At 69.5% G+C, this 24,271-nt stretch carries 21 protein-coding genes; 12 read left to right on the forward strand and 9 right to left on the reverse strand.

The genetic code is table 11. From position 1 onward, the window contains the following. Nucleotides 1–205 precede the first annotated feature (205 nt). Both xylA and xylB read right to left on the reverse strand, forming a co-directional pair. Complete coding sequence (gene xylA, locus HNR76_RS14940; protein WP_162312259.1) at nucleotides 206–1,540, reverse strand: xylose isomerase; 1,335 nt, start codon at nucleotides 1,538–1,540, stop codon at nucleotides 206–208. A 43-nt stretch (nucleotides 1,541–1,583) separates the two neighbouring features. Next, entirely contained in the window at nucleotides 1,584–3,077 is a 1,494-nt protein-coding gene (gene xylB / locus HNR76_RS14945) for a xylulokinase (protein ID WP_162312260.1), read from the reverse strand. Nucleotides 3,078–3,480: 403 nt separating this feature from the next. Between xylB and HNR76_RS14950 the strand changes: the two genes are divergently transcribed. The 4 genes from HNR76_RS14950 to plsB all read left to right on the forward strand — a co-directional run bounded on the left by HNR76_RS14950 (nucleotide 3,481) and on the right by plsB (nucleotide 9,002). Next, nucleotides 3,481–4,350, forward strand: coding sequence for a 5'-nucleotidase, lipoprotein e(P4) family (locus HNR76_RS14950; protein ID WP_162312261.1), 870 nt, complete (start codon nucleotides 3,481–3,483; stop codon nucleotides 4,348–4,350). Continuing rightward, nucleotides 4,347–5,081, forward strand: coding sequence for an orotidine-5'-phosphate decarboxylase (gene pyrF, locus HNR76_RS14955; RefSeq protein WP_162312262.1), 735 nt, complete (start codon nucleotides 4,347–4,349; stop codon nucleotides 5,079–5,081). Before HNR76_RS14950 ends, pyrF begins: the two co-directional genes overlap by 4 nt. Nucleotides 5,082–5,293: 212 nt before the next feature. Then, entirely contained in the window at nucleotides 5,294–6,268 is a 975-nt protein-coding gene (locus HNR76_RS14960; RefSeq protein ID WP_183982345.1) for a hypothetical protein, read from the forward strand. Nucleotides 6,269–6,275: 7 nt separating this feature from the next. Next, nucleotides 6,276–9,002, forward strand: a complete 2,727-nt coding sequence (gene plsB / locus HNR76_RS14965; RefSeq protein WP_162312263.1) for a glycerol-3-phosphate 1-O-acyltransferase PlsB — start codon at nucleotides 6,276–6,278, stop codon at nucleotides 9,000–9,002. Between the two features lie 16 nt (nucleotides 9,003–9,018). Here the strand turns inward: plsB and HNR76_RS14970 are convergent, their stop codons facing one another. Next, nucleotides 9,019–9,222: a YdcH family protein gene (locus tag HNR76_RS14970; RefSeq protein ID WP_162312277.1), complete on the reverse strand. Its 204-nt coding sequence runs from the start codon at nucleotides 9,220–9,222 to the stop codon at nucleotides 9,019–9,021. Between the two features lie 83 nt (nucleotides 9,223–9,305). Between HNR76_RS14970 and ttcA the strand changes: the two genes are divergently transcribed. The 4 genes from ttcA (at nucleotide 9,306) to HNR76_RS14990 (ending at nucleotide 13,277) form a co-directional block, all read left to right on the forward strand. Further along, complete coding sequence (ttcA, locus tag HNR76_RS14975) at nucleotides 9,306–10,211, forward strand: tRNA 2-thiocytidine(32) synthetase TtcA (RefSeq protein ID WP_162312264.1); 906 nt, start codon at nucleotides 9,306–9,308, stop codon at nucleotides 10,209–10,211. Between the two features lie 116 nt (nucleotides 10,212–10,327). Beyond that, nucleotides 10,328–11,233, forward strand: coding sequence for a recombination-associated protein RdgC (locus tag HNR76_RS14980; protein ID WP_162312265.1), 906 nt, complete (start codon nucleotides 10,328–10,330; stop codon nucleotides 11,231–11,233). A gap of 131 nt (nucleotides 11,234–11,364) precedes the next feature. Continuing rightward, nucleotides 11,365–12,153, forward strand: coding sequence for a M48 family metallopeptidase (locus HNR76_RS14985; protein ID WP_162312266.1), 789 nt, complete (start codon nucleotides 11,365–11,367; stop codon nucleotides 12,151–12,153). 98 nt (nucleotides 12,154–12,251) lie between these two features. Continuing rightward, a complete protein-coding gene (locus HNR76_RS14990) occupies nucleotides 12,252–13,277 on the forward strand; it encodes an SMP-30/gluconolactonase/LRE family protein (RefSeq protein WP_162312267.1) in 1,026 nt (341 codons plus the stop codon). A gap of 139 nt (nucleotides 13,278–13,416) precedes the next feature. Here the strand turns inward: HNR76_RS14990 and HNR76_RS14995 are convergent, their stop codons facing one another. Beyond that, a complete protein-coding gene (locus HNR76_RS14995; protein ID WP_162312268.1) occupies nucleotides 13,417–14,802 on the reverse strand; it encodes an OmpP1/FadL family transporter in 1,386 nt (461 codons plus the stop codon). Nucleotides 14,803–15,008: 206 nt separating this feature from the next. On the opposite strand from HNR76_RS14995, the gene HNR76_RS15000 reads away from it, so the two are divergent. Together HNR76_RS15000 and HNR76_RS15005 are read left to right on the forward strand one after the other, a co-directional pair. After that, nucleotides 15,009–15,701 carry a rhomboid family intramembrane serine protease gene (locus HNR76_RS15000; RefSeq protein ID WP_162312269.1) on the forward strand — a complete coding sequence of 231 codons (693 nt, stop codon included), beginning with the start codon at nucleotides 15,009–15,011 and terminating at the stop codon, nucleotides 15,699–15,701. Between the two features lie 80 nt (nucleotides 15,702–15,781). Further along, complete coding sequence (locus tag HNR76_RS15005) at nucleotides 15,782–16,105, forward strand: DUF1820 family protein (RefSeq protein ID WP_162312270.1); 324 nt, start codon at nucleotides 15,782–15,784, stop codon at nucleotides 16,103–16,105. A gap of 102 nt (nucleotides 16,106–16,207) precedes the next feature. Here HNR76_RS15005 and HNR76_RS15010 read toward each other — a convergent pair whose 3' ends face one another. Both HNR76_RS15010 and HNR76_RS15015 read right to left on the reverse strand, forming a co-directional pair. Next, nucleotides 16,208–17,644, reverse strand: coding sequence for a S41 family peptidase (locus HNR76_RS15010; protein ID WP_162312271.1), 1,437 nt, complete (start codon nucleotides 17,642–17,644; stop codon nucleotides 16,208–16,210). An 88-nt stretch (nucleotides 17,645–17,732) separates the two neighbouring features. Further along, nucleotides 17,733–19,052: a murein hydrolase activator EnvC family protein gene (locus HNR76_RS15015; protein ID WP_162312272.1), complete on the reverse strand. Its 1,320-nt coding sequence runs from the start codon at nucleotides 19,050–19,052 to the stop codon at nucleotides 17,733–17,735. 54 nt (nucleotides 19,053–19,106) lie between these two features. On the opposite strand from HNR76_RS15015, the gene HNR76_RS15020 reads away from it, so the two are divergent. Further along, nucleotides 19,107–19,763, forward strand: a complete 657-nt coding sequence (locus HNR76_RS15020; protein ID WP_425501841.1) for a DUF4097 family beta strand repeat-containing protein — start codon at nucleotides 19,107–19,109, stop codon at nucleotides 19,761–19,763. A 100-nt stretch (nucleotides 19,764–19,863) separates the two neighbouring features. Further along, nucleotides 19,864–21,564 (forward strand): M28 family metallopeptidase, encoded by a 1,701-nt coding sequence (locus tag HNR76_RS15025; RefSeq protein ID WP_162312273.1) that lies wholly within the window; start codon nucleotides 19,864–19,866, stop codon nucleotides 21,562–21,564. Between the two features lie 296 nt (nucleotides 21,565–21,860). On the opposite strand, the gene HNR76_RS15030 is transcribed toward HNR76_RS15025, so the two are convergent. The 3 genes from HNR76_RS15030 to HNR76_RS15040 form a co-directional block, all read right to left on the reverse strand. After that, nucleotides 21,861–22,277: a GNAT family N-acetyltransferase gene (locus HNR76_RS15030; protein ID WP_162312274.1), complete on the reverse strand. Its 417-nt coding sequence runs from the start codon at nucleotides 22,275–22,277 to the stop codon at nucleotides 21,861–21,863. 74 nt (nucleotides 22,278–22,351) lie between these two features. Next, the gene (locus HNR76_RS15035; RefSeq protein ID WP_162312275.1) at nucleotides 22,352–23,254 is read right to left on the reverse strand and encodes a hypothetical protein; all 903 of its coding nucleotides are present in this window, start codon (nucleotides 23,252–23,254) and stop codon (nucleotides 22,352–22,354) included. Between the two features lie 82 nt (nucleotides 23,255–23,336). Further along, complete coding sequence (locus HNR76_RS15040; protein ID WP_162312276.1) at nucleotides 23,337–23,750, reverse strand: hypothetical protein; 414 nt, start codon at nucleotides 23,748–23,750, stop codon at nucleotides 23,337–23,339. Nucleotides 23,751–24,271: the final 521 nt, after the last annotated feature.

Raw genomic sequence — 24,271 nt, forward strand, 5'->3', positions numbered from 1 at the left:
CCAATGGTGGCCACGCAACTGATCAGAATGATGAACCGGGTGTTCTCCGCGCCGGCCCCGGTGATCCCGGTGCCGGTGTCCGTCGTTCCCATACCAGCCATTTCGGGGACCCCTCCCTCGATTGTTCACGCGCGCACCGGCCATGGGGCCGGTGCGCGATCGCATCCTCTGCTGCCGGGGTCCGCGGACGCCCGGCGGTGTTTCTTCAGCGCAGCAGGTACTGGTTGAGCAGGTTCTCGTAGCGCTCCTGCTTGCCGCTGGTCTGCTTGGGCTCGCCGTTCTTGGCGGCCAGCGCGGCCAGGTCGGCCAGGCCCAGCTTGCCCTGCTCGAAGTCCTTGCCCGCGCCGCCGTCGAAGCTGGCGTAGCGCTCCTTGCGCCAGGTTTCCCACGGCGAATCGTTGATCAGGCCATGGGCCACTTCCAGGCCGCGCGCGAACGCGTCCATGCCGCCGACGTGGGCGATGAACAGGTCCTCCATGTCGGTGGACTCGCGGCGCGGCTTGGCGTCGAAGTTCAGGCCGCCCACCAGGCCGCCCTGGCGCAGCACCACCAGCATGGCGCCGACGGTGTCGTACAGGTCGGTCGGGAACTGGTCGGTGTCCCAGCCGTTCTGCGGGTTGCCGCGGTTGGCGTCGATGCTGCCCAGCAGGCCGTGGTCGGAGGCCACCTGCAGGTCGTGCTCGAAGGTGTGCCCGGACAGGGTGGCGTGGTTGGCCTCGATGTTGAGCTTGAAGTCGTTGTGCAGGCCGTGCTCCTTGAGGAAGCCGGCGACCGTGGCCGAGTCGAAGTCGTACTGGTGCTTCATCGGCTCCATGGGCTTGGGCTCGATGAAGAACGAACCCTTGAAGCCGATGCTGCGGCCGTAGTCGCGCGCGGCGGTCAGGAAGCGGGCGAAGTGCTCGAGCTCGCGCTTCATGTCGGTGTTGTGCAGGCAGGCGTAGCCTTCGCGGCCGCCCCAGAACACGTAGTGCTCGCCGGCCAGCTCGACGGTGGCGTCGATCGCGGCCTTGACCTGCACCGCGGCGCGGGCGACGACGTTGAAGTCGGGGTTGGTCGAGGCGCCGTTCATGTAGCGCGGGTGCGAGAACAGGTTGGCCGTGCCCCACAGCAGCTTCACGCCGGTGGCCTGCTGGCGCTCCTTGGCCAGGGCGACCAGGTGCTTGAGGTTCTTCTCGTACTGGCCGATGTCGTCGGCGTCCGGCGCCAGGTCGACGTCGTGGAAGCAGTAGTACGGCACGCCGAGCTTGGTGAAGAACTCGAACGCCGCGTCGACCTTGGCCTCGGCGGTGGCCATCGCCGACTCCTTCTCCCACGGGAAGCGGCGGGTGCCCGGGCCGAACGGGTCGGCGCCGGCGTTGCAGAAGGTATGCCAGTAGCACACCGCGAAACGCAGGTGCTCGCGCATGGTCTTGCCGCCGATCACCTTGTCGGCGTCGTAGTGCTTGAACGCCAGCGGGTTGTCCGAACCGATGCCCTCGTAGGGGATGGTGCCGATGCCCGGGAAGTATTCCTTGGCGCCGATGAATGCCTTGCTGCTCATGATCTTGGGTTCCGTCTTGATGGTGGAGGCGTGGGGACGAGGATCAGCCCGCGTACAGCGGGCGGATCGCATCGAGGTGGGAAAGGAAACGCTGGTACTGCGCCGCATAGGCGGCCGTGGCCTCGGCGTTGGGACGCGTGGACAGGCGCGGGTCCAGGCGCACGTGCGCGGCGGCGAGGGCCGGCAGGTCCGCACCCCGGTCGCCGGCGCGCTGGCTGGCCCACAGCGCCTGCAGGGCGGCGCCGAAGGCCGCGCCCTCGGCCTGCTCGGGCACGTCCACCGGCAGGCCGAACGCGTCGGCCACCATCTGCCGCCACACCGCGCTGTGGCTGCCGCCGCCGGTCAGGCGGATGGCCTCGAAGCGCATGCCTGCGTCGACGAAGGCATCGTAGCCATTCTTCAGGCTGTATACCGCGCCCTCCATCGCCGCCCGGTAGAGATTGGCGGGGGTGAGGTTGCTGGCGGTCATGCCGAACAGGCTGCCGCGGCCGTTGGGCAGGTTGGGCGTGCGCTCGCCGTTGAGGAACGGCAGCATCAACAGTCCGCCGGCGCCGGGGCGGGTGCCGGCCAGCAGCGCGTCGCCTTCCTTGGTGGAGAAATCGCACAGCTTGCCCACGGCCTCGGTGGCCACGGTGCAGTTCATGGTGCAGATCAGCGGCAGCCAGCCGCCGGTGGAATCGCAGAACGCGGCCCAGCGGCCCTCGGCGTCCACCATCGCCCGGTCCGCGTAGGCGAACAGGGTGCCGGAGGTGCCCAGGCTCATGCTCAGCACGCCCGGGCTGACGTTGCCGGTGCCGATGGCGGCCATCATGTTGTCGCCGCCGCCGGCCGACACCTGCACCTGCCGGGGCAGGCCCAGCTCGTCGGCGATGGCCGGGGCGATCGGGAACATCGCGTCGGCCTCCACCAGCGGCGGCAGGCAGTCGCGCAGGTCGCGGCCGGTATCGGTGGCCGCGATCATCCGGTCGGACCAGCGGCGCTCGCGCACGTCCAGCCAGCCGGTGCCGGAGGCGTCGCCGTGCTCCATCCAGCGCTCGCCGGTGAGCCAGAAGTTCACGTAGTCGTGCGGCAGCAGGATGGTGGCCAGTTGCGCATAGACCTGGGAGCGGTGCTCGCGCGTCCACGGCAGCTTGGAGGCGGTGTAGCCCACCAGGATGGGGTTGCCGGCGATCTCGATGCTGCGGCCGGCACCGCCCACCGCGTCCATGATCAGGTCGCACTCGGCCGCGGTGCTGGTGTCGCACCACAGCTTGGCCGGAGCCAGCACGTTGCCGGCGCGGTCCAGCGGCACGAAGCCGTGCTGCTGGCCGGACACGCCGATGGCCTTGATCCGCGCGCGCACGCCCGGGTCCAGCGCGGCGAAGCAGGCGCGGATGGCATCGATCCACCACTCGGCGCGCTGCTCGCGGCTGCCATCGTCGCCGGCGGCCAGTTCCAGCGCATGGCCGGTGGTGGCGACCACCTGGCGGGTCTCGGGATCGTAGGCGACCAGCTTGACGCTCTGGGTGCCCACGTCCAGGCCGGCGTACAGGCTCATGCGCGGCGCTCCGTTCGGGCGCCGACGGCGTACAGGCCGGCGGGCCGGCGGATGGATGGGATGACTGGCGCTGTCATGTCGGGCGCTCCCCTTGCGCGGGCAAGATTCGGTTTCGGGAAGGGCCGCCTTTTTTGCTGCAATGCAACAAACCCTGCGGCCACGCGGATTCCCGGGCGCGCATGCCGCCTCGACCGGAAAAAGTTAGCGGTACCATTTCGTGCTGTTCTATCACGTATCGGGGGGCGGATGCATGCTGCGAGCGCGCAATCGGCCCACGGTGGCGCAGTCATTATCCGCATTCCGCGCTTCCCCACCTCATCCCCGGAGCACACCGCCGGAAAGGGGGCGGGCGGCAAGCCGGTAAACTGCCGCCTCCATCGACTTGCCCGAGCCCGGCCCCGATATGCGCCTCCCCCTGACCTGCGCCCTCCTGGCGCTGGCCCTGGCCGCCTGCCAGCCGGTGCGACCGGCCGCGCCGGCCGCCGCGGCCGTGGCGGTCGCCGCCGACGACAACCTCAACGCCGTGCTGTGGCTGCAGCGCTCGGCCGAGTACCGCGCCCTGGCCGAGCAGACCTACCGTGCCGCCGCCGACCACCTGGACGCGGCCCTGGCCGAGGCGGACTGGGACGCGCTGGTACCCGAGGAGCGCGGCCCGGCCGTTGCCGCCCGCCCGCCCGCCGTGGTCCTGGACATCGACGAGACCGTACTGGACAACTCGCCCTACCAGGCACGCCTGGTCCGCGACGGCGGCGAGTACGACGATCCGAGCTGGGACGCCTGGGTGGAGGAGCGCAAGGCCACCGCGGTACCCGGCGCGGTCGAGTTCGCCCGCGCGGCCGGCGCGCGCGGCATCGTTCTGGTCTACATCTCCAACCGCGCCACCCACCTGAAGCGGGCCACCCTGGACAACCTGCGCGCGCAGGGCCTGCCGGTGGCCGACGAAAGCGTGTTCCTGGGCCTGGGCACGGCGGTGGACGGCTGCGAGCAGCACGGCTCGGAGAAGGATTGCCGGCGCCGCCTGGTCGGCCAGCGCTACCGGGTGCTGATGCAGTTCGGCGACCAACTGGGAGACTTCGTGCACATCGACGCCAATACCCCGGAAGGGCGCCAGCGCCTGCTGGACCGCTACCGCGACTGGTTCGGGCGGCGCTGGTGGATGCTGCCCAACCCGACCTACGGCAGTTGGGAGCCGGCGCTGTTCGACAACGCCTGGTCGCAGCCGCGCCAGACCCGGCGCGCGGCCAAGCGCGCCGCGCTGGAGGTGGCGCCGTGAGCCGCGCACCGCTGGACCTGGCGCCCGAGGAGCGGCTGATCTTCGCCCTGGACGTGCCCGGGCGGGTGCAGGCGCTGGAGTGGGTCGAGCGGCTCGGCGACAGCGTGCGCTTCTACAAGATCGGCATGGAACTGCTGGCCTCGGGCGAATACTTCCAAGTGCTGGACGACCTGGCCGCGCGCGGCAAGCGGGTGTTCGTGGACCTGAAGTTCTTCGACATCCCCGCCACCGTGGCCGGCGTCGTCCGCGGCCTGGGCCGCTGGCCGGTGAGCTATTGCACCATCCACGGCTGGCACCCGGCGATGATGCAGGCCGCCGCCGAGGCCAATGCCGGCGACATGCGCCTGCTGGCGGTCACCGTGTTGACCTCGATGGATGGCCACGACCTTCGCTCCATGGGCATATCCGGCGAACCGGAGGCCATCGTCGTCGATCGCGCACTCAAGGCGCAGGCCGCCGGGATCGATGGCGTGATCGCCTCCGGCCTGGAGGCCGGCCCGATCCGGCGCGCGACGGGGGCCGGTTTCTCCATCGTCTGCCCCGGCATCCGCCCCGGCGGCCCGGCCGGGGACGACCAGAAGCGCAGCGTCGGCGTGGCCCGGGCCTTCGCCGACGGCGCCGACGCCATCGTGGTCGGCCGGCCGATCCGCCAGGCGCCCGACCCGCGTGCCGCCGCCGCCGCCATCCAGTCGGAAATACTGACTTCTATTTCATCCAAATCAAATACTTGAGAACATAAATCTCATGTATTGCCTCAGGTCCAGCGGGGCGCTAGGATGATCCCGTCCGGCCCTTGGCCGGAACCGTGCCATGACACGATGTCCTCCGGCTCCGGCCGGATTGGGGGAGGCTCGCGCCTCCCCTTTTTGTTTCCGGCCGGGTTGCCGGACGGCCGTGCCAGCGGCCACACTCCCCGGCGGGGAACCGACCGGGACAGCGCCGCATGCATCGACCGCGCCTCCACCCGCCAGTGCGCGGCTCATCCAGGCTGGGAGCGGGCCTGCTGCTTCTGCTGATGCTCGGCGGCTGCGGCAAGTCCACGCCGCCGGAACTGCCCGGCGCGGCCAGCGAGCCGGCCGGCGCCGTCCGCCAGTTGGTGGCGCACCTGCGCGACAACGATCTCGCCGCCTTCGCCCGCGACGCCCTGCCGCCCGAGGTGCATGCGCGCCTGGCCGAGGCGTGGCGCGAGGACCGCAGCCGCTGGCCGCTGTCCGAGCTGCCGCTGGACAGCCAGGTGGAGCCGATCCTGGCCGCGCTGGCCCGGCCCGGTTCCGAACGCACGCTGCGGCGCGAATTCGACCGCCAGTTCGCCGGCCAGGACGTGGCCCTGCGCGACGCCGCCCGCTCCCTGGCCCTGTTCGGCGGCCAGTACCTGAAGCAGCAGCGCGACTACAGCCCCGAGGAACGCGCCCACTACGCCCAGATCGTGGCCGCCCTGGGGACCTGGGCCGCGCAGGCGCCGCTGGGCGACCGCAAGCGCGCCTACGCCGCCATCGACCGCCTGGCCGCCGTCGCCCGCGCCACCGGCCTGGACGGCGAGGAGGGCCTGCGCCAGGCCGGCATGGAGGAAAGCCTGCGCCGGCTCGGCCCGTTCCTGGCCGCGCTCAAGGCCGTGGTCGCCGACTACGGGCTGGACCTGGACGGCAGCCTGGCCGACCTGCGCACCGGCCTGGTCGAGGAGAAGGGCGACCGGGCCACCGTTCGCATCCACTATCCCCTGGGCACCACCGAGATCGACACCGTGGTCACCCTGGCCCGGCGGGGCGGCCGCTGGTACCTGAGCGACTACCTGGAACATGCCGACACCCTGCTGGCCGCCGCCGCCGCCGACCGCGACAACGATGCGGACGCCCTGCCGGCCCTGCCGGAACCGCCGCCCGGCGAACCGCAGGCGAGCGGACCGGCGCCTGCGCGATAATCGCCCCATGCCAGAACAGAACCCCCTGCCTTTCCCGGCACCGGAGCCGGGCACCGCACCGGCGTCCCCGCAATCGGCCCCGACCCCGGACGGCGCCGCTTCCCAAGCCTCGCCCGGCGCCGGGACGGCGGCGCCGGCCGACCCACCGGGCACGGACGCGATGCCGCCCGCCGCTCCACCGGGCACCGGCGCGTCCCCCGCCTCGCCGCTCCCCGCCCGGCCGCAGCCGCCGGCCCGCCGGCCGGTGTGGGCACGCCTGCTCGGCTGGCTGGCCGACCCCTGGCTGGAACTGAAGCTGGAGCCCACCGACCGTCCCCTGGCCCACGATGACCCGCGCCCGATCTGCTACGTCCTGGAGGACTACGGCCTGTCCAACGCGCTGATCCTGGACAAGGCCTGCCGCCAGGCCGGCCTGCCCTCGCCGCTGGTGCCGCTGCCGGGCGACCCCCTGGGCCGCAAGCGCGCCTACCTGGCCCTGTCCCGGCGCAATGCCGCCCCGCTGATCCCGGACCAGCGCCCGGCCGCGCGCACCCATTCCGATTCGCTGGCCCGGCTGCTGCAGGCCCATCGCGCCGACCCGGCGCTGGACGTGCGCCTGGTGCCGGTATCCATCTTCGTCGGCCGCGCTCCGGACCGGCACAGCGGCTGGTTCTCGGTGCTGTTCTCGGAGAACTGGGCGATCGTGGGCCGCTTCCGCCGGCTGCTGGCGATCCTGCTCAACGGCCGCGACACCCAGGTGCGCTTCGCCGCGCCGGTATCCCTGCGCGAGACCGTGGCCGAGGGCCTGCCGCCCGAGCGCACCGTGCGCAAGCTGCAGCGCGTGCTGCGCGCCCACTTCCGCCGCATCCGCGCCGCGGTGATCGGCCCGGACCTGTCCACCCGGCGCCTGCTGGTGAACAAGGTGCTGGCCGCCGAGACGGTGCGCGAGACCATCGCCGACCAGGCCCGCCGCGACGGCGGCAAGCCGGCCGAGGCCTGGAGGAAGGCCCATGCCTACGCCTGGGAGATCGCCGCCGACTACTCGCACCCGGTGGTGCGCTCGGCCAGCTTCGTGCTCACCCCCATCTGGAACCGCATCTACCGCGGCGTGCTGGTCCACCACCTGGAGAAGCTGAAGGAGGCCGCGCCCGGCCACGAGGTGGTCTACGTGCCCTGCCACCGCAGCCACATGGACTACCTGCTGCTGTCCTACCTGCTGTACGAGCGCGGCATCGTGCCGCCGCACATCGCCGCTGGCATCAACCTCAACCTGCCGGTGGTGGGCACCATCCTGCGCAAGGGCGGGGCGTTCTTCATGCGCCGCAGCTTCCGCGGCAACCCGCTGTACTCGGCCGTGTTCACCGAGTACGTGGCGCAACTGGTGTCCGGCGGCTACTCGCTGGAGTACTTCATCGAGGGCGGGCGCTCGCGCACCGGGCGGCTGCTGCAGCCCAAGGGCGGCATGATCGCCATGACCGTGCGCGCCTACCTGCGCCAGCCCATCCGGCCAGTGCTGTTCCAGCCGGTCTACATCGGCTACGAGAAGCTGATGGAGGGCAACAGCTACCTGGACGAGCTGTCGGGCAAGCCCAAGGAAAAGGAGTCGATCTGGTCGCTGCTGTGGGGCATCCCCAAGGTGCTGCGCTCCAACTACGGCCAGGTGGTGGTGAACTTCGGCGAGCCGGTCCGGCTCGACGAGGTGCTGGCCGAGCGCGCGCCCGACTGGGACGGGCGCCCGGTGAGCGAGGACGAGAAGCCCTCCTGGCTGGCCGGCACCGTCGAGGCGCTGGCGCAGAAGATCCAGGTCAACGTCAACGGCGCGGCCGACGTCAACCCGATCAACCTGCTGGCCCTGGCGCTGCTGTCCACGCCCAAGCACGCCATGGGCGAGGGCGACCTGCTGGCGCAGATCTGGCTGTCCAAGACCCTGCTGGCCGAGCTGCCGTATTCGGACCGCTGCACGGTCACCCCGCACTCGCCGGAGGAGATCATCGCCCACGGCGAGGAGATCGGCGTGCTCAACCGCATCCCGCACCCGCTGGGCGACGTGCTCAGCGTGGACGGCGACAAGGCGGTGCTGCTGTCGTACTTCCGCAACAACGTGGTGCACCTGTTCACCACCTCCTCGTGGATCGCCTGCTGCTTCCAGCACAACCGGCGCATGAGCCGGCGCACCCTGGCCCGGCTGGGCCGCACGCTCTACCCGTTCCTGCAGGCCGAGCTGTTCCTGCCGTGGAGCGAGGACGAGTTCGCCGTGCGGGTGGAGCACATCGCCGACGTGTTCGTGCGCGAGGGCCTGCTGCTGCAGGAAGGCGAGGACGAGGACCGCGTCCTCCACCGCAACCAGGGCCAGAGCGACGAGGTGTTCCGCCTGCGCGCCATCGGCCACACCCTGCAGCAGGCGTTCGAGCGCTACTACATCGCCATCTCGGTGCTGGTGAAGAACGGTCCCGGCACGCTCGGCGCGGCCGAGCTGGAGAGCCTGTGCCAGTTGGCCGCCCAGCGCCTGAGCCTGCTCTACGCGCCGGCCGCGCCGGAGTTCTTCGACCGCAGCCTGTTCCGCGGCTTCATCCAGAAGCTGCGCGAACTGCGCCTCGTATGGCCGGACCAGAACAGCAAGCTTTTGTTCGACGACCGCCTGGACGTGTGGGCCAAGGACGCCAAGCTGATCCTGGGCCGCGAGCTGCGGCACACGATCGAGCGGGTCAGCCCGGAGGCGGCGCGCAGCGAACCGGAAGCGGCGCCGGCGGACTGAAGCGGGGGCGACGCGCTCAGGCCGGCTCGTCCGGGATCAGCAGGTTCTCCAGCTTGGCGATGCAGTCCTTGATCTGCAGCTTGCGCCGCTTCAGCCGCTTGGCTTCCAGGTCGTCGTCGGGATTGGCGGCCAGGCGGTGGATGCTTTCGTCCAGCGCGCGATGCTCGCGCCGTAGCTGGGCGATGCGTTCGGTGACGGCGGCGGGATCGAAGGCTTCCACGAGCACCAAGCTTACACCCGCGACCGGCCGCTTCCGGCCGCGAACGGCAGCGGCGCACGCGCACCGGTAGAATGCGCGCTCCCATGAGCGCCGTCCTGCCCTTGCCCGAACCCGCCCCCCGCCGCGCCGATCCGCGCGCGGCCCAGCGCGAGCGGGGCAAGCTGGCCAAGCGCCTGCGCCGCCAGGTCGGCCAGGCCATCGCCGACTTCGGCATGATCGAGGCCGGCGACAAGGTGATGGTGTGCCTGTCCGGCGGCAAGGACAGCTACACGATGCTGGACGTGCTGCTGCACCTGCAGCGCAAGGCGCCGGTGCCGTTCGAGCTGGTGGCGGTGAACCTGGACCAGAAGCAGCCCGGCTTCCCCGAGCGCGTGCTGCCCGACTACCTGCGTGCGCTGGGCGTGCCGTTCCACATCATCGAGCAGGACACCTACTCGGTGGTCAGCCGGGTGGTGCCGGAAGGCAAGACCCTGTGCTCGCTGTGCTCGCGCCTGCGCCGCGGCGCGCTGTACGCGTACGCGGCCGCGCACGGCTTCACCAAGATCGCCCTCGGGCACCATCGCGACGACCTGGTCGCCACCTTCTTCCTCAACCTGTTCCACCACGCCAAGCTCTCGGGCATGCCGCCCAAGCTGCTGTCAGACGACGGCCGGCACGTGGTGATCCGGCCGCTGGCCTACGTGCGCGAAGCCGACATCGTCGAGTACGCCGAAGCGAAGGCGTTCCCGATCATCCCCTGCAACCTGTGCGGCAGCCAGGAGAACCTGCAGCGCAAGCAGGTCGGGCTGATGCTGCGGCAGTGGGAGCGCGAGGCGCCGGGGCGGGTCGAGACCATCGCCCGCGCCCTGGGCGACATTCGCCCCTCGCAGCTTTCGGACCCGAAGCTGTTCGACTTCCTCGCCCTCGGCCAACGCGACGGCACCGCGCGCGCCGACGCCCATGCCTGGCTGGCGGGCGAACCGCACGACGACGCCGAACCTCCCCCGTAGGGACCGGCCTGCCGGCGGCACGCGCGCCGGCATCCCCCGCCATCCCGTGGCGCCGGTTTCCTGTCGCCGGCAGGCCGGCCCTACGGAAGCACACACCCCATCCAGACGACGAGCGCATGTTCTTCCGAAACCTCACCTTCTTCCGCTTTCCCGCCTCGCACGACTTCGCCCGGCTCGACGAACTGCTGCCGGAGGCCGTGCTCAAGCCGGTCGGCCCGCTGGAACTGTCCTCGCGCGGCTTCATTGCGCCCTTCGGCCGCGGCGAGGAAGCGCTGTCGCACCGCATCGGCGATGCGGTATGGCTGACAGTGGGCGGCGAGGACAAGATCCTGCCCGGCTCGGTGGTCAACGACCTGCTGGCGCAGAAGGTGGCGCAGATCGAGGACCAGGAAGGCCGCAAGCTCGGCGGGCGGGCGCGCAAGCGGCTCAAGGACGACCTGCTGCACGAGCTGCTGCCGCGCGCCTTCGTCAAGAGTTCGCGCACCGACGCGTTGCTGGACCTGGAACACGGCTTCCTCGCCGTGGACACGTCCTCGCGCAAGACCGGCGAGGCGGTGGCCTCGGAGATCCGCCGCGCCCTGGGCAGCTTCCCGGCGATCCCGCCCAACGCGGAGGTGGCCCCGCGCAGCGTGCTGACCGGCTGGATCGCCGGCGAGCCGCTGCCGGACGGGCTGTCGCTGGGCGAGGAATGCGAGCTGAAGGACGCAATGGACGGCGGCGCCATCGTCAAGGCCCAGCACCAGGAGCTGCTGAGCGAGGAGATCGCCAAGCACCTGGAAGCCGGCAAGCAGGTGACCAAGCTGGCGCTGGTGCTGGACGACCATGTCTCCTTCGTCCTCGGCGAGGACCTGGTGGTGCGCAAGCTCAAGTTCCTGGAAGGCGCGGTCGACCAGTTGGAAAGTACCGAGCGCGACGACCTGCGCGCCGAGCTGGACGCGCGCTTCGCGCTGCTGGCCGGCGAGGTGCGGCGCCTGTTCCTGGTGCTGGAATCGGCGCTGAAGCTGAGCAAGGCCGACGCCTGACCCACGCGCGGAACCGGTATGACCGGTCCGCGCGCCAGCGCCTGCGGCGGCCCGGCCGCCACTTGCGCATCCCCGGGCACCCGCGGCGCGGATGCCCGCACGCGCGCGGCTTTGCTCCTACAATCGCCCGCATGCCTTCGCTGCTTCTCCGCCCGCTCGCCCGCACGCCCCGGCAAGTGCAACGCGATGCGGTGGATGTCGATCTGGACGACGGCCGCCGGATCACCGTGCAGCGCGTGCGCGATCCGCGCGCGCGACGCCTGCGCCTGAGCGTGGACGAGCGCGGCGCCCGGCTGACCCTGCCGCTGCGCGCCAGCCTGGCCAGCGGCGAGCGCTTCCTGCACGAACACCTGCAATGGCTGGCCGCCCAGCTCGACCGCCATCCGCCCGGCGACGCCCTGGCCGCGCCGCTGCTGCCGGGCCGCACCGGCACCCTGCCTTTGCGCGGAGAAACGGTGCCGCTGCACTGGCGGCAAGCCCGCTACCTGCGGATCGAACGCGACGACGCCGGCGTGTGCGTGCAATGGCCCGCGCGTGCCTCCGACGCGGCGCTGCGGCGTGCGCTGCGCGCCTTCTACGAAGCCCAGGCCCGCGCCGACGTGGGCCGCTGGCTGCCGGCCTACCTGCCGGGGCTGCCGCGCGCGCCACGCCAGTTGCGGTTGAAGGTGATGTCCTCGCAATGGGGCTCGCTCGCGCCCGACGACAGCCTCGCGCTGGACCTGGCACTGGTACTGGCGCGGCCCTCAGCCTTCGAATACGTGCTGGTCCACGAACTGTGCCACCTGCTGCAGGCCAATCACTCCCCGGCGTTCTGGCGCGAGGTCGAAGCCCGCTTCCCCGCATGGCGCGAGGAACGCGACTACTTCCACCGGCAAGGGCGCTCGCTCAAGGCGATGCTGCGAACCCTGCTGGCGGGCTGAGGCTCCCCCGGGCGCCGGGCGGGAGACCATGCGCATGCGTTCCTGGCCCGCGGCGCGGCAAGCTAGGATGGCGGCGACCTATCACCGGAATCCCTGGGATGCGCACCTCGACCCCTACCGTCCTTACCCTCCTGTCCACCTCCCTGCTGGCCATCGCGCTGGCCGCATGCCAGCGCGACGCGGACCCGCCCGCCGCGCCGGTCGAACCGGCCCAGCCGGACGCCACCGCCGACGTGGATGCCGCCGCCGATCCGTTCCAATGCCCCGCCGATCCCGGCACCGCCCCCAGCGGCGAGCTGGCCGCCACCCGGATCGCGGCGGCCGACGGCGACGGCGCGAACGGCCTGTACGAGGGTCCGGTGTGGACGGGCGATGCGCTGTACTTCTCCGACTTCCGCTTCAGCGAGGGCTTCCCCTCGAAGATCCGCCGGCTCACCGCCGATGGCCGCCTGGAGACCGCGATCGACCCCAGCGGCAGCAACGGCCTGGCCCTGGGCCGGGACGGCGCGCTGGTGGCCGCCACCCACGACCGCAAGGAGCTGTCGCGCTACGACCTGATGGACGGCTCGCGCATGCGCATCGTCGGCGAGTACCAGGGCCAGCCGTTCAATTCGCCCAACGACCTGGCGGTATCGGAGGACGGCACCATCTGGTTCACCGATCCGGATTTCCAGCGCGGGGACGCGACCGGGCAGGAGCGGACCCGGGTCTACCGGGTCGGCACCGACGGCGAGGTCACCGTGGTCGACGACAGCATCGCCAACCCGAACGGCATTGCCCTGTCCCCGTCCGGCGACACCCTGTACGTGGCCGGCGGCGGCGAGCAGGGCGTGCTGCGCGCCTATGCGCTGGTCGACGGCCAGGCCCAGGCCGGGCACGACCTGGCCTCCACCACCGTCCCCGACGGCCTGGCGGTGGACTGCCTGGGCAACGTCTACCTCACCGAACACACCCAGCGCCGGGTGCGGGTGATCTCACCGCAGGGCGAGCAACTGGCGACCATCACGGTGGACGCCAACCTCACCAATGCCACCTTCGGCGGCCCGCAGCGCCGCACCCTGTACCTGACCGGCGCCGGCGCGGTGTGGTCGATCGACCTGGACGTGGCCGGGCTGCCGTACTGAGGCACCGCCCTCCGCGCCCGTAGGGGAGCGCCTTGGGCGCGGTGTCTTTCGCGCCTGCCTCCCGGGCATGCGCGCCCAAGAGTGCTCCCAAACGGAAAGGCCCCGCATTCGCGGGGCCTTTCGTCTGCAATGGCCGGGTTCAGAACCGGTACTGCGCCGAGACGCCGAAGATGTTCACCCCACCGTCGTAGACGCCGGTCAGGCGCGAACGGCTGGACGAGAGCAGGTCGATCTGCGGGTCCTCGGCCAGTTCCACGCGCACGTAGCTGGCGCTGAGCTCGAAGTTGTCGGTGGCCGCCCAGGTGGCGCCGATCGAGTACCAGTTGCGGTCCTGGTCGGGCATGCGCGGGGTGCGGTGCGGCAGGCTGACCGGCGACTCGTCGCGGGCCACGCCGGCACGCAGGGTGAAGCGGTCGTTGAGCGCGTACTCGCCGCCCACCGTGTAGAACCAGCTCTCGCCCCAACTGTAGTCCTCGGCCGTATCGGCCTGCGCCGGGTTGTCGAACTGGATGCGGATCTCCTTGAGCGAACGCCAGTCGGTGCGCGAGGCCTCGGCCATCAGGGCGAAGCGGTCGCTGGCCTGCCAGGTGGCGCTGAAGGTGTCCACGCTGGGCGTGGTCAGCTTGGCCAGCGCGCCGGTGTCCACGTACTGGCCGGTCGACGAGAGCACCGCGGCCACGTTGCCCGGCACGGTGAAGTCGGCGGTGCCGGTCAGCTCGTGGTCGATCTCGGAGCGGTGCATGTAGCCCAGCGACAGGGTGTCGGTCGGGCGCCAGTTCAGGCCGACGAGCCAGCCCAGGCTGTTGTCGGTGCCGTGCACCTTCACCGTGCCGTCGTTCTTCTGCGGGCCGAACGGGCCGGTGACCGGGTTGGGCATGAAGCACAGCGCCTGGGTCTGCGGGTTGGCGCACAGGGCCGAGCCGAAGTCGATCGCGTTGGACAGGGTGACGTCGGAGTGCTCGTAGATCACGCCCAGGCCGACGGAGAAACGGTCGCTCAGCTCGACCGAGGCGGCCAGGGTCAGGTCGATGATCTGCACGTCCGAGTTCAGCGCGTGGTAGCGCCCCTGCCAGCCATCGTCGTACTCGGTCTTCAGGCCGAACGGCGCACTGACCATCGCGCCCAGGGTCAGGTACTCGAAGCGGTCGCTCAGCGGCAGGATGAAGGACATCGCCGGCACCGCGGCCAGCGCGCCGGCATCGCCGCCGTCGCCGCCGGTCAGCGGCTGCTGCAGCGGGGTGCCCGCCGCGGCCGAGCCGCTGCCCTTGAACTCGAACGACAGGTCGATGGCGCTGACGTCGGCCTGCACCGTGGTGCGGTCGAAGGTGGACATCAGCGCGGGGTTGTTCGCCACCGCGGAGGCATCGCCCTTGGCCGAGGCCGAACCGGCCATCGCGCGGCCCTGGGCCTTGATGCTGTTCTCCTTCAACTGGAAGGCGGCGGCCTGGGCGTGCCCGCAGGCGAGCACGCCGGCAATGCCGAGGGCCAGGGCGGTGATGCGGGTAAGAGTCTGGGCGTAATGCATGCTGCGGTTTCTCCGGATGACATGAGTGAGGGATCGCCAGCGCGCGGTGGACGCCCGCCCCAGGGCCGCCCGCCTTCATCGGATTCCCCTCCCGACATACGACGCCGTATGTAGTATACCTCCCGCGTTTAACCGGACAATAACGATCGGTGCCGGGTACGCGGGGCCGGGCAGACGCCGGCCCCGCCTTCGGCGATAGTGGCGCCATGTTCGTCTCCCTGCCGTCGCGCCGGAAAGCCTCGATGCGCTGGGCCACGCCCCTGCTGTTCGCGGCGCTGTGGCTGGCCTTCATCTGGATGCTGGGGCGCCCGGACGAGGCGCGGCGCAGCCTGTGGCTGGCCTGGGGCGCGCTGGGCCGCGGCCTGGCCGGCAGCGACACCTGGCTGGCCGCCCTGCGCGACGGCAGCGTGCTGCGCCTGTTCACCGCGCTGTTCCTGCATGCGGACTGGGCGCACCTGCTGGGCAACCTGGTGTTCCTGCTGATCTTCGGCCTGCCCGCGGAACGGGCGATGGGGCCGTGGCGCTTCCTGCTGCTGTTCCTGTGGGGCGGGGCGGTGGCCAACCTGGCCGCGGTGACCATGATCGGCAACCCCGACCGGGCGGTGATCGGGGCCAGCGGCGCGGTCTCGGCGGTGATCGGCGCCTACCTGGCGCTGTTCCCGAGCGCGCGGCTGGGGGTGGTGCTGCCGCTGGGCCTGTTCCTGGAGTTCGTGCGCGCGCCGGCTTTCCTGCTGATCGGCATCTGGGCGGCGTTGCAGGTGGTGTTCGCCTACATCGGCCCGGCCTTCGGCGCGGTGGCCTGGGCCGCGCACGTGGCCGGCTTCCTGTTCGGGGTGCTGTTCGCGCTCGTCCTGCGGGCCGGGATCGCGCGCCGGCTGCGACGGCAGAAGGGGTACTGAGACGCGCGCGCGCCGGGCCGCTCTTGGAAACGGGCCGCGTCCACCCCATCCTTGCCCACACGCATCCGCTTCCGACGTCCATGGCCAAACCGCTCTACAAGGTCACCTTCCTCAACCACGGCAAGGTCTACGAGCTGTATGCCCGGCACGTGGCCGGCAGTTCGCTGTGGGGCTTCACCGAGGTCGGCGAACTGGTGTTCGACGTGCACGAGGGCCTGGTGGTGGACCCCACCGAGGAGCGCCTGCGCGACGAGTTCGGCGCCACCCGCGTGCTGCACCTGCCGATGCAGAGCATCGTCCGGGTCGAGGAAGTGGAGCGGAAGGGTCAGTCGGCCATCCGCGATGCGGCCACCGGCGAACGCGTGGTCACCCCGTTCCCGATGCCGGCCAAGCCACCGCGCTGATCCCCCGCCGGCCGGATCGCCCGCGCGGCGCGGTCCGCATGCCGCCTCGATGCCCGGGTACCCACGCATGGCGCGGGCACCGCGTGGGCCGCGGAGGCCGGCTCAATGCGTCGTTGCCGGCGCGGTCGCCGCCGCGGCGGCCAGCTTCTTCAGTTCCGCCAGCGCCGCGGCGATGGGCTGCTCCCCCGGCAGCGCCGAGCCGGCGCGGTGGCCTTCTCCGTCCTCGTCCTCGCCTTGCAGGTGGCCCGGCAAGATGGCTTCGCTCAGCTCGCCCAGGCTGGCGGGCGCATCGGGACGCATGAGGGCCGGGTCCGGCTGCAGTTCGACGTCGGGCACGATGCCGCTGGCCTGGATCGAGCGGCCACTGGGCGTGTAATAGCGCGCCGTGGTCAGCTTGACCGAATCGCCGTTGTCCAGCGGCAGCACGGTCTGCACCGACCCCTTGCCGAAGCTGCGGCTGCCCACCAGGCGCGCGCGCCCGTTGTCGCGCAATGCACCCGCCAGCACCTCGGCCGCACTGGCCGAGCCGGCATCCATCAGCACCACGACCGGCGCGCCGTGCAGGCGGTCGCCCGGGGTGGCGTCGAAGCGCGAGTCGCTCACGGCGATGCGCCCGCGCGTGGAGACGATGCCGCCACGTTCGAGCAGTTCGTCGGCCACCTGCACCGCCGCGGTCAGCAGCCCGCCGGGATTGCTGCGCAGGTCCAGCACCAGCCCCTGCAGGCGGCCGCCGGCGCGCTCCTGCAACTGGTCGACCTGGTGACGGAAGTCGGTGCCGGTATCGGCCTGGAAGGTGCTGATGCGCACGTAGGCATAGCCCGGTTCCAGCATCCGGCTGCGCACGCTGGTCACCTTGATGGTCTCGCGCACCATCGACAGGTCGAACGGCTTGTCCTGCCCGGCGCGCACCACGGTAATGGTGACCCGGCTGCCGGAGGCGCCCCGCAGCGGTTCCATTCCCTCCACCTGGGCGATGGGCCGGCCGTCGATGGCCACGATGGTGTCGCCGGCCAGGACGCCGGCACGCGCGGCCGGGGTGCCGTCGATCGGGGCGATCACCTTGAGCGTGTTGTCCGGCTGCTGCAGCAGTTCCACGCCGATGCCGTCGTAGGCCCCGCTGGTCTGTTCCTCGAACGACTCGCTCTGCGCCCGGTCCAGGTAGGCGCTGTGCGGGTCCAGGTCCAGCAGCAGGCCGACGATGGCCGACTGCATCAGCGCGCGGTCGTCCACCGGGTCCACGTAGGCTTCCTTGATCGCGTTGTAGACCGCCACGTAGCGCCGGATCTCGGCCAGCGGCACCTTGGAGGCGCGCGTGTCGGCCGCGTCGGGGTCGTCGCTGGCGGGTACGGGCGCATCGGCATCCCGATCCGGGGGCGCCGGTGCAGATTCGCCGTCTTCGGCGGCGCCGTCGGCCGGGAGGGACCCGGCGGCGTCTTCGGCGGCGGCCGGCGGCTCGACCGGACCGGTCTGCGCGGCCAGCGGCGGCGCCTTGCCCAGCAACAGCGCCGACAGCAGCAGGACGTGGAAGAGGCGGCGCATCTGGGTCTCCGGGGCGCGCGGATGCGCGTGGATCGATTATGCGATGGCGAAACGAACGCCGCTTGAACCGCCGTCCGCGCCGAGGGACTCAGCGGCGCTGCAGCCAGGACGAAGGATCCACCGGCTGGCCGTTGCGGCGCAGCTCGAAATACAGCGCCGGCCGGCCATGTCCGCCGGAACTGCCGACCCGGGCGACGGCGTCGCCGCGGCGCACGCGGTCGCCGGCATCCCGCAGCAGGGTGTCGTTGTGCGCGTACAGGCTCATGTAGCCGTTGCCGTGGTCGACGATCAGGATCAGGCCATAGCCGGTCATCCACTCCGAGAACACCACCGTACCGTCGGCCACGGCGGTGACCGCGGTGCCGGCCGGCGCGCCGATCAGCACGCCGTTGCTGCTGCGCCCGTCCGGCAGGCGCCCCCCGAAGCGGGCGAGCAGGTCGCCGCTGGCCGGCCAACCCAGTCCGCCGACCTTCGGCGGCGGTGCCGCCGAGGCGACCCGCGGCGGCACCTTGCCCTGTCCGGCCGGGCGCTCGGCCTGCGCCTGCGCCGCGCGCCGGGCGGCGGCACGGCGATCGGCCTCGGCCCGCGCGGCGGCGGCCCGCAGCGTGTTCAACAGCGACTCCAGCGACTTGGCATCCTGGCCCAGCGCCTTTTCCCGCTGGTGGCGGTCCTGGTAGCGCTGGTCCAATTCACCGACCAGGGCGACCCGGTGGCCGCGGTCGCGCCGTGTCGCTTCCAGCGCCTGCCGCTGCTCGGCCCGCAGGATTTCCAGGGCCTGGGTGCGCTCGCCTATCTGCGCTTCGGTCGCCTCCAGCGCATGCAGCGCATCGGCCAGGCCGGTCACCTGGTCCGCATGCGCCCGCTGGGCATAGCGGTAGTAGGCCAGGGTGCGCTGCGCCTCGGAGACCCGCTCCTGGGCCAGCAGCAGCTTCAAGGGCACCTGCGGCCCGAGGGCGTAGGATGCGCGCAGCAACGTGGCCAGGCGCTCGCGCCGGTCCTCCAGGTCGTGCTGCATCCGCTCGCGCTGCTGGCGCAGCGCGGCCAGCGCCTGCTGTTCGCGCTGCAGCGCGGCTTCGGTCTCGGCCAGTTCCCGGGTCGAGCGCCCCAGTTGTTCGTCGGCCCGGCGCAGGCGCACGGCGGCGTCGCCACGTTCCGCCTCCAGGCGCCGGCGCTCGCGGGCGATCTCCTGCAGCTCGGCCCGGACCTTGCGCAGCTCGCGCTCGGCCGCGCCGGCATCGCGCTTCTCCTGGGCGCCCGCGGCCGCGGCGGCCAGGACCAGGAAGATCCACGCCAACAGCACGGACGCCACCCGCCGGTGCCGGGCGAGCCGTGGGGAGCAGCGTTCACGCGGGTGGGTCACGCCGGATATCCCGGTGACTTCGGACAGATGTGGATTGTAGCCAGGCATGGTCCCATGCTGGCCTACCGGCAATCCGCCAGGAGGTCGAACGTGTCCCGCTCCATCCATCTCATGGTTTTCACGCTGTGCGTCACCCTGTCCGCCGCCGCGGCATGGGCCGGCGAGGACATCAGCAAGGTCAACGGCAGCATCCAGGCAGAAGCGGGCCGCCCGTACGGCAGCCTGGAGACCGTCAACGGCGCCATCCGCATCGCCGACGCAGCCCGCGCGGGGGCCGCGAGCACGGTCAACGGCAGCATCGATCTCGGCCGTTCGGCCCAGGCCGAGCGCCTGGAGACGGTCAACGGCGCGATACGCATCGCACGCGATGCGCAAGTCGCCAAAGGCGTGGAGACGGTCAACGGCGGGGTATTCGTCGATCGCGGAGGCACGGTCGGCGGCGACGTCGAGACGGTCAACGGCGCCATCGGCCTGGTGGGCACCCGGGTAGGCGGGGGCGTGCGCACCGTCAACGGCGACGTCACCATCGGCGTGGGCTCGCACGTGCGCGGCGGCATCCTGATCGAACGCAGCAGCAGTTGGTTCCAGGCCATGCCCCGGCGCCGCACGCGCGTGGTGATCGGACCCGACGCCGTGGTCGAAGGGCCACTGGTGTTCCGCCGCGAGGTCGATCTCCACGTCCATCGCAGCGCCCGGATCGGTCCGGTCAGCGGCGCCGAGGCGATGCTGTACGACTCCGATACCGCCCCGCGCAACTGAGCGCCCACCGGCATCCGCGGTACCGATGGACGGCCGTCCGGGTTGGAAAGTCCCGGCTTGCCATTAGAATCGATCCGTCCTCGTCGATATCGGAGTTGCGATGTCAGGCAAGATCCTGATCGGCATCCTGGCCACCCTGGCCGTGGCCGGATGCGGCGAGCGCGTCGAAGCCCCCGCCAGTCCCGGCCTCGGCGCACCGGCGCAGGCCTCCGCACCTGCCTCCACCCATGAATTCCAGGCGTCCATCACTGCCGGAGACTTCGCGGAAATGGTGCAGACGCTGGCTTCGGACGAGTTCGAGGGCCGCGCGCCCGGCTCGCCTGGCGAGGAACTCACGGTCGAGTACATACGCGCGCAGATGCAGCGCATCGGCCTGCAGCCAGGCAACGGGGACAGCTACTTCCAGGACGTGCCCATGGTGGAGACCACGGCCGAACCGGGTACCCGGCTGCGCTTGAGCGGCAATGGCCGGCAGGTCGAGCTGGCCTTCGGCAGCGACATGGTCATCGGCACCCGCAGCGGCAAGACCCAGGTCGCGGTGGACGGCAGCCCGATGGTCTTCGTCGGCTACGGCGTGGACGCGCCCGAGCGCGGCTGGAACGACTACGCGGGCCAGGACTGGACGGGGAAGACCGTGGTCATGTTCGTCAACGACCCCGGGTTCCATGCCGGCGACGACACCCTGTTCGACGGCCGCAAGATGACCTACTACGGCCGGTGGACGTACAAGTTCGAGGAGGCCGCACGCAAGGGCGCCGCTGCCGCGTTGATCGTCCACGACGATGCCGGCGCCAGCTACGGATGGGACGTGGTGAGGAACTCCTGGTCCGGCGCGCAATACGACCTGCCCGCCAGCGACGATCCGGATCCGCGCCTGCCGGTGCAGGGCTGGTTCACCGCCGACGCCGCCCGGCAGTTGTTCGCCGATGCCGGGCTCGACCTGGACGAGGCGTACCGCATCGCCGGCAAGCCCGGTTTCAGGCCGATACCCCTGAACGCCACCCTTTCGGTCGACCTGGCCAGCACCATCACCCACAAGACCTCGCGCAACGTGGTCGGCGTGTTGCCCGGCGCCAGCCACGCCGACGAGGCCGCGCTGTACATGGCCCATTGGGACCATCTGGGCAGGCACGAGGGCGAAGGCGACCAGATCTACAACGGTGCCGTCGACAACGCCACCGGCGTGGCCGGCATCCTGGAGATCGCCGAGGCCTTCGCGCACCAGGCGCAGCGCCCGGCACGGTCGGTGGTCTTCCTGGCCGTGACCCTCGAGGAATCCGGCCTCCTGGGCTCCCAGTACTACGTCGCCCATCCCACCTTTCCCCTGGGCAAGATCTCCGGGGTGATCAACCTCGATGCCATGTCCGTGGCCGGTCGCTCGCGCGACATGGTGGTTACCGGCATCGGCAGCTCGGAGTTGGAAGACATCCTCGCGCCCATCGTCGCGGAGCAAGGACGCCGGCTGGTGGGCGAAGCCTCGGTCCAGAGCGGCTTCTACTTCCGTTCCGACCATTTCAATTTCGCCAAGGCGGGCGTTCCCGCCCTATACGCCAAGGGTGGCAATGACCTGGTCGAGGGCGGGGCCAAGGCCGGAAAGGCCGCCAGCATGGAATACGCCAGCCGCTACCATCGACCCAGCGACGAGATCCACGATGGCTGGCGCTACGACGGCATCGTCGAGGACCTGGATGCGCTGTATCGCATCGGCCAGCGCCTGGCGGAAAGCGGCACCTGGCCGAACTGGTACGAAGGCAACCCCTTCAAGGCTGCCCGCGATGCGCAGCATGCCGAACGACACTGAGCCGCCGGCAGGGCCATCCGCACGGGCTCGACGCCCCTCGGTTTTGAGTAGCCCAGCGATATGGAGTCCAATCCCTCAGCCCATTCGCAAGCTCCCTGTCAAGCAGGCACTTCGGAAGTAGAGATTCCGGCGTGCTGGATGCGGCACTCGGCGGGCGTCATGCCGCCGAGGGCATGTCAAGGCCAGGAATTCTTTCTCAGTTCTGTCAGTCATCAGCATCGTGTTATTGGTGCCTAACGCCTAAGCTCAGCCGGCGGCAAACCGCATGGCGGTTTGCCGCCGGCTGGAGCTAACTGTTAGCTGCGGATACAGGAGTCACGATCAAGTACCCAGCAGCGGGGATTATTCGTGAATCCGACGTGCTGATAGTAAGTATTGGCGGCCGGGGCTGCGATGAGAATTAGCTTGCACTGCGGGCCAAGTTGACTTTGAGTGATGATTTGTAGCTGCTTGCCGATGCCGCTCCTTTGAAGAGATTGGCAAACGGCGAGATCAGAAAGATAGCAAGCGTAATGGAAGTCAGTCATTGACCGGGCAATGCCTACCAGCCTGTTCGACTCCCAAGCACTTATGGTCAGGTTGCTATTTGCGACCATGCCTTCTATGCATTCTCGGTCATGAATTGGCCGACGCTCACCCAGGGTTGATCTGGTCAGCAAATCAATGAACTGATCCGCACTTATGGGGATGTTGATTCTGTAATCTATGCTCATGGCTTCCTGTTACAGCTAACATCCAGGTTAAGCCGCGCCACGAAGTGGCGTCGGCTTGAACGAATTGTTAGCTGTCAGCCGAAGATCTTCCACCACGGCCGTTGCTTCGCCGCTCCGCCCGCGGCCCTGACTCCAACCGACGAGCGGAGTTGAGGGGCCGAGCTGTTGGTGGCACCCACGATCGCTTGATTGATGATGCTATAAAGCGCCTCAGATAGCTGTTCGTAGCGGTCCTGCACCTCTCCCTCGAAACCAAGATCGTTCCACGACCCCATGCCACCAAAAACCCAAGCGGACTGGGCTGCTGAAAGAAGCTGGATTGCGATCAGTGGTATCAGCTCCGGGTTAGCGAGATCCTTGTGAAAGCCATTGAAGTCGGATTCGGCGAAGAGGTCTTCGAGCGCCCTTTCAAAACACTTGGCGAATCCATCTAGGCGTTGCTCTGAGGCGAACTCGCCAATGTCTTTCAGAACCGCGGCAAGCTCGTCGCGAAGAGCTGCCAGGTCTGGCTCGTCACGCAACGAGACCGGCCGGTTCCTTGCGATTCTCCCATACGTTACGTGCCAAATTCGCTGGTCTTGCCGCTTTTGGTCTCCAACGCTCCAGCGGCTCTCCCAGTAGTCAGAGCCGTTCGGCTTGTCCGCTTGAATTAGCCACCGGCCACCACCACCGACAAAGCCGACGAGCATCCTGTCTGTGACCGTCTTTCCATCTACATTGGGGTCTTCGGACGGGCCATATGCCATGTGAAGCGCTGTGATATTACGCTCCAGCAGGTACTGGAACCATGCGTTTGGCGAGTCCGCGATCGGTCTCTCAGACCATCCTGTTGCTGTTTTCGCCAGGTCCACGAAGCGGACGAACTCGCAGAACGTCATAGTGCTGTGCTGATCGCTCAAGCCATTTGAAGGAGTCCCGCGGAGTGCCGCGTTACCTTCGACCACGAGGGCGACGATTTGTGAAATGGTCCCTTGCATGCTTGTCCTGACAGCTAACGCCTGAATTAAACCGCGCCGCGAAGCAGCGTCGGCTTGAATGAATTGTTAGGCCGCAAACCGACTAACGGCCAACCGGTATGCATGCAACTACCACGCCAATCATGCCGCCAGCAGCGATTATTGCAAAGTAATCGAAAGCTGAAGTCTCCATGCCCTGTCCGAACTGCAGTGTTGCAATGAAGAGAGCAGCGACTGTGCCAGACCATACCAAGCAGAAAGCCAAGACTTTAGCCCATGAGCGGCTCAGCCAAGTTAGTCCCTGCTGGGCACGGGCGATGGAGGCAGATATGGGAGCGGAGAAGAGCGCAAGCGCATAGATAGCCACCACAACCACCCAAAGAAGCTTGGGGTTTCCGCTCCACAGGTAGAGAGCTACGCAGACAAGCGAGATGACCGCGACCAGGCCGATGAACTGAAGCAGCAGGCGGCGTGTAAGGCTCAGAACGATGGCGAGTGGCTTGTTGGGATCTTGCATTTTCAGCCTAACGCCTAAATTAGGCCGCGCTGCGAAGCGGCGTCGGCTTGAATGAATTGTTAGGGCTCAACGCGAACATGTGAGAACGCGTCAGCCCATGCTTGCTACAGATGCTCTGGAACAATGATCAGCCATGTACAGGCAACTGTAATGAATGCCTCAATTACGTCGATTGGCTCAGGGAGACTAGCGCCAGCGCGGACTACCCGCAGCACTTTGCTGAGAGGCTCAAGCTCGCCCATTTCGAGCTCGGGACTGAGCGTATGGCCAAACTTGTTGCGAATGGAATTAAGTTTGAGAATTCCTGGTCTCACGAAAGCAGCAGCATGATCTTGGCTTGGTAGAAGTTGCGCCTTTTGTAAGAATTAAAGCTTGGCTTCTGAAATGCTCGCCGTAGAGAAATGCTGGGCTAAGAAGCGCTCTAGATAGTCACCCCTGAAGTATCCGCTTCAGCAGGCCATTGCGACGCGCGCACCTGAGCTGCGAGCCGCCGACGGCAACAGGCACTCCCGGATCCAGGC

The sequence above is a fragment of the Pseudoxanthomonas broegbernensis genome, assembly GCF_014202435.1.
Taxonomy (GTDB): Bacteria; Pseudomonadota; Gammaproteobacteria; order Xanthomonadales; family Xanthomonadaceae; genus Pseudoxanthomonas; species Pseudoxanthomonas broegbernensis.

Coding starts and splice junctions, on each gene's coding strand:
- HNR76_RS15010 (WP_162312271.1), bottom strand. CDS start 17,644: ATGCGCCGCCTCTTCCACGTCCTGCTGCTGTCGGCGCTGTTGCTGGGC.
- HNR76_RS14960 (WP_183982345.1), top strand. CDS start 5,294: ATGCATCGACCGCGCCTCCACCCGCCAGTGCGCGGCTCATCCAGGCTG.
- HNR76_RS14950 (WP_162312261.1), top strand. CDS start 3,481: ATGCGCCTCCCCCTGACCTGCGCCCTCCTGGCGCTGGCCCTGGCCGCC.
- HNR76_RS14990 (WP_162312267.1), top strand. CDS start 12,252: ATGCGCACCTCGACCCCTACCGTCCTTACCCTCCTGTCCACCTCCCTG.
- HNR76_RS14980 (WP_162312265.1), top strand. CDS start 10,328: ATGTTCTTCCGAAACCTCACCTTCTTCCGCTTTCCCGCCTCGCACGAC.
- HNR76_RS15005 (WP_162312270.1), top strand. CDS start 15,782: ATGGCCAAACCGCTCTACAAGGTCACCTTCCTCAACCACGGCAAGGTC.
- HNR76_RS15040 (WP_162312276.1), bottom strand. CDS start 23,750: ATGCAAGATCCCAACAAGCCACTCGCCATCGTTCTGAGCCTTACACGC.
- HNR76_RS15015 (WP_162312272.1), bottom strand. CDS start 19,052: ATGCCTGGCTACAATCCACATCTGTCCGAAGTCACCGGGATATCCGGC.
- HNR76_RS15000 (WP_162312269.1), top strand. CDS start 15,009: ATGTTCGTCTCCCTGCCGTCGCGCCGGAAAGCCTCGATGCGCTGGGCC.
- HNR76_RS14985 (WP_162312266.1), top strand. CDS start 11,365: ATGCCTTCGCTGCTTCTCCGCCCGCTCGCCCGCACGCCCCGGCAAGTG.
- HNR76_RS15030 (WP_162312274.1), bottom strand. CDS start 22,277: ATGAGCATAGATTACAGAATCAACATCCCCATAAGTGCGGATCAGTTC.
- HNR76_RS15035 (WP_162312275.1), bottom strand. CDS start 23,254: ATGCAAGGGACCATTTCACAAATCGTCGCCCTCGTGGTCGAAGGTAAC.
- HNR76_RS14995 (WP_162312268.1), bottom strand. CDS start 14,802: ATGCATTACGCCCAGACTCTTACCCGCATCACCGCCCTGGCCCTCGGC.
- plsB (WP_162312263.1), top strand. CDS start 6,276: ATGCCAGAACAGAACCCCCTGCCTTTCCCGGCACCGGAGCCGGGCACC.
- HNR76_RS15025 (WP_162312273.1), top strand. CDS start 19,864: ATGTCAGGCAAGATCCTGATCGGCATCCTGGCCACCCTGGCCGTGGCC.
- ttcA (WP_162312264.1), top strand. CDS start 9,306: ATGAGCGCCGTCCTGCCCTTGCCCGAACCCGCCCCCCGCCGCGCCGAT.
- xylB (WP_162312260.1), bottom strand. CDS start 3,077: ATGAGCCTGTACGCCGGCCTGGACGTGGGCACCCAGAGCGTCAAGCTG.
- xylA (WP_162312259.1), bottom strand. CDS start 1,540: ATGAGCAGCAAGGCATTCATCGGCGCCAAGGAATACTTCCCGGGCATC.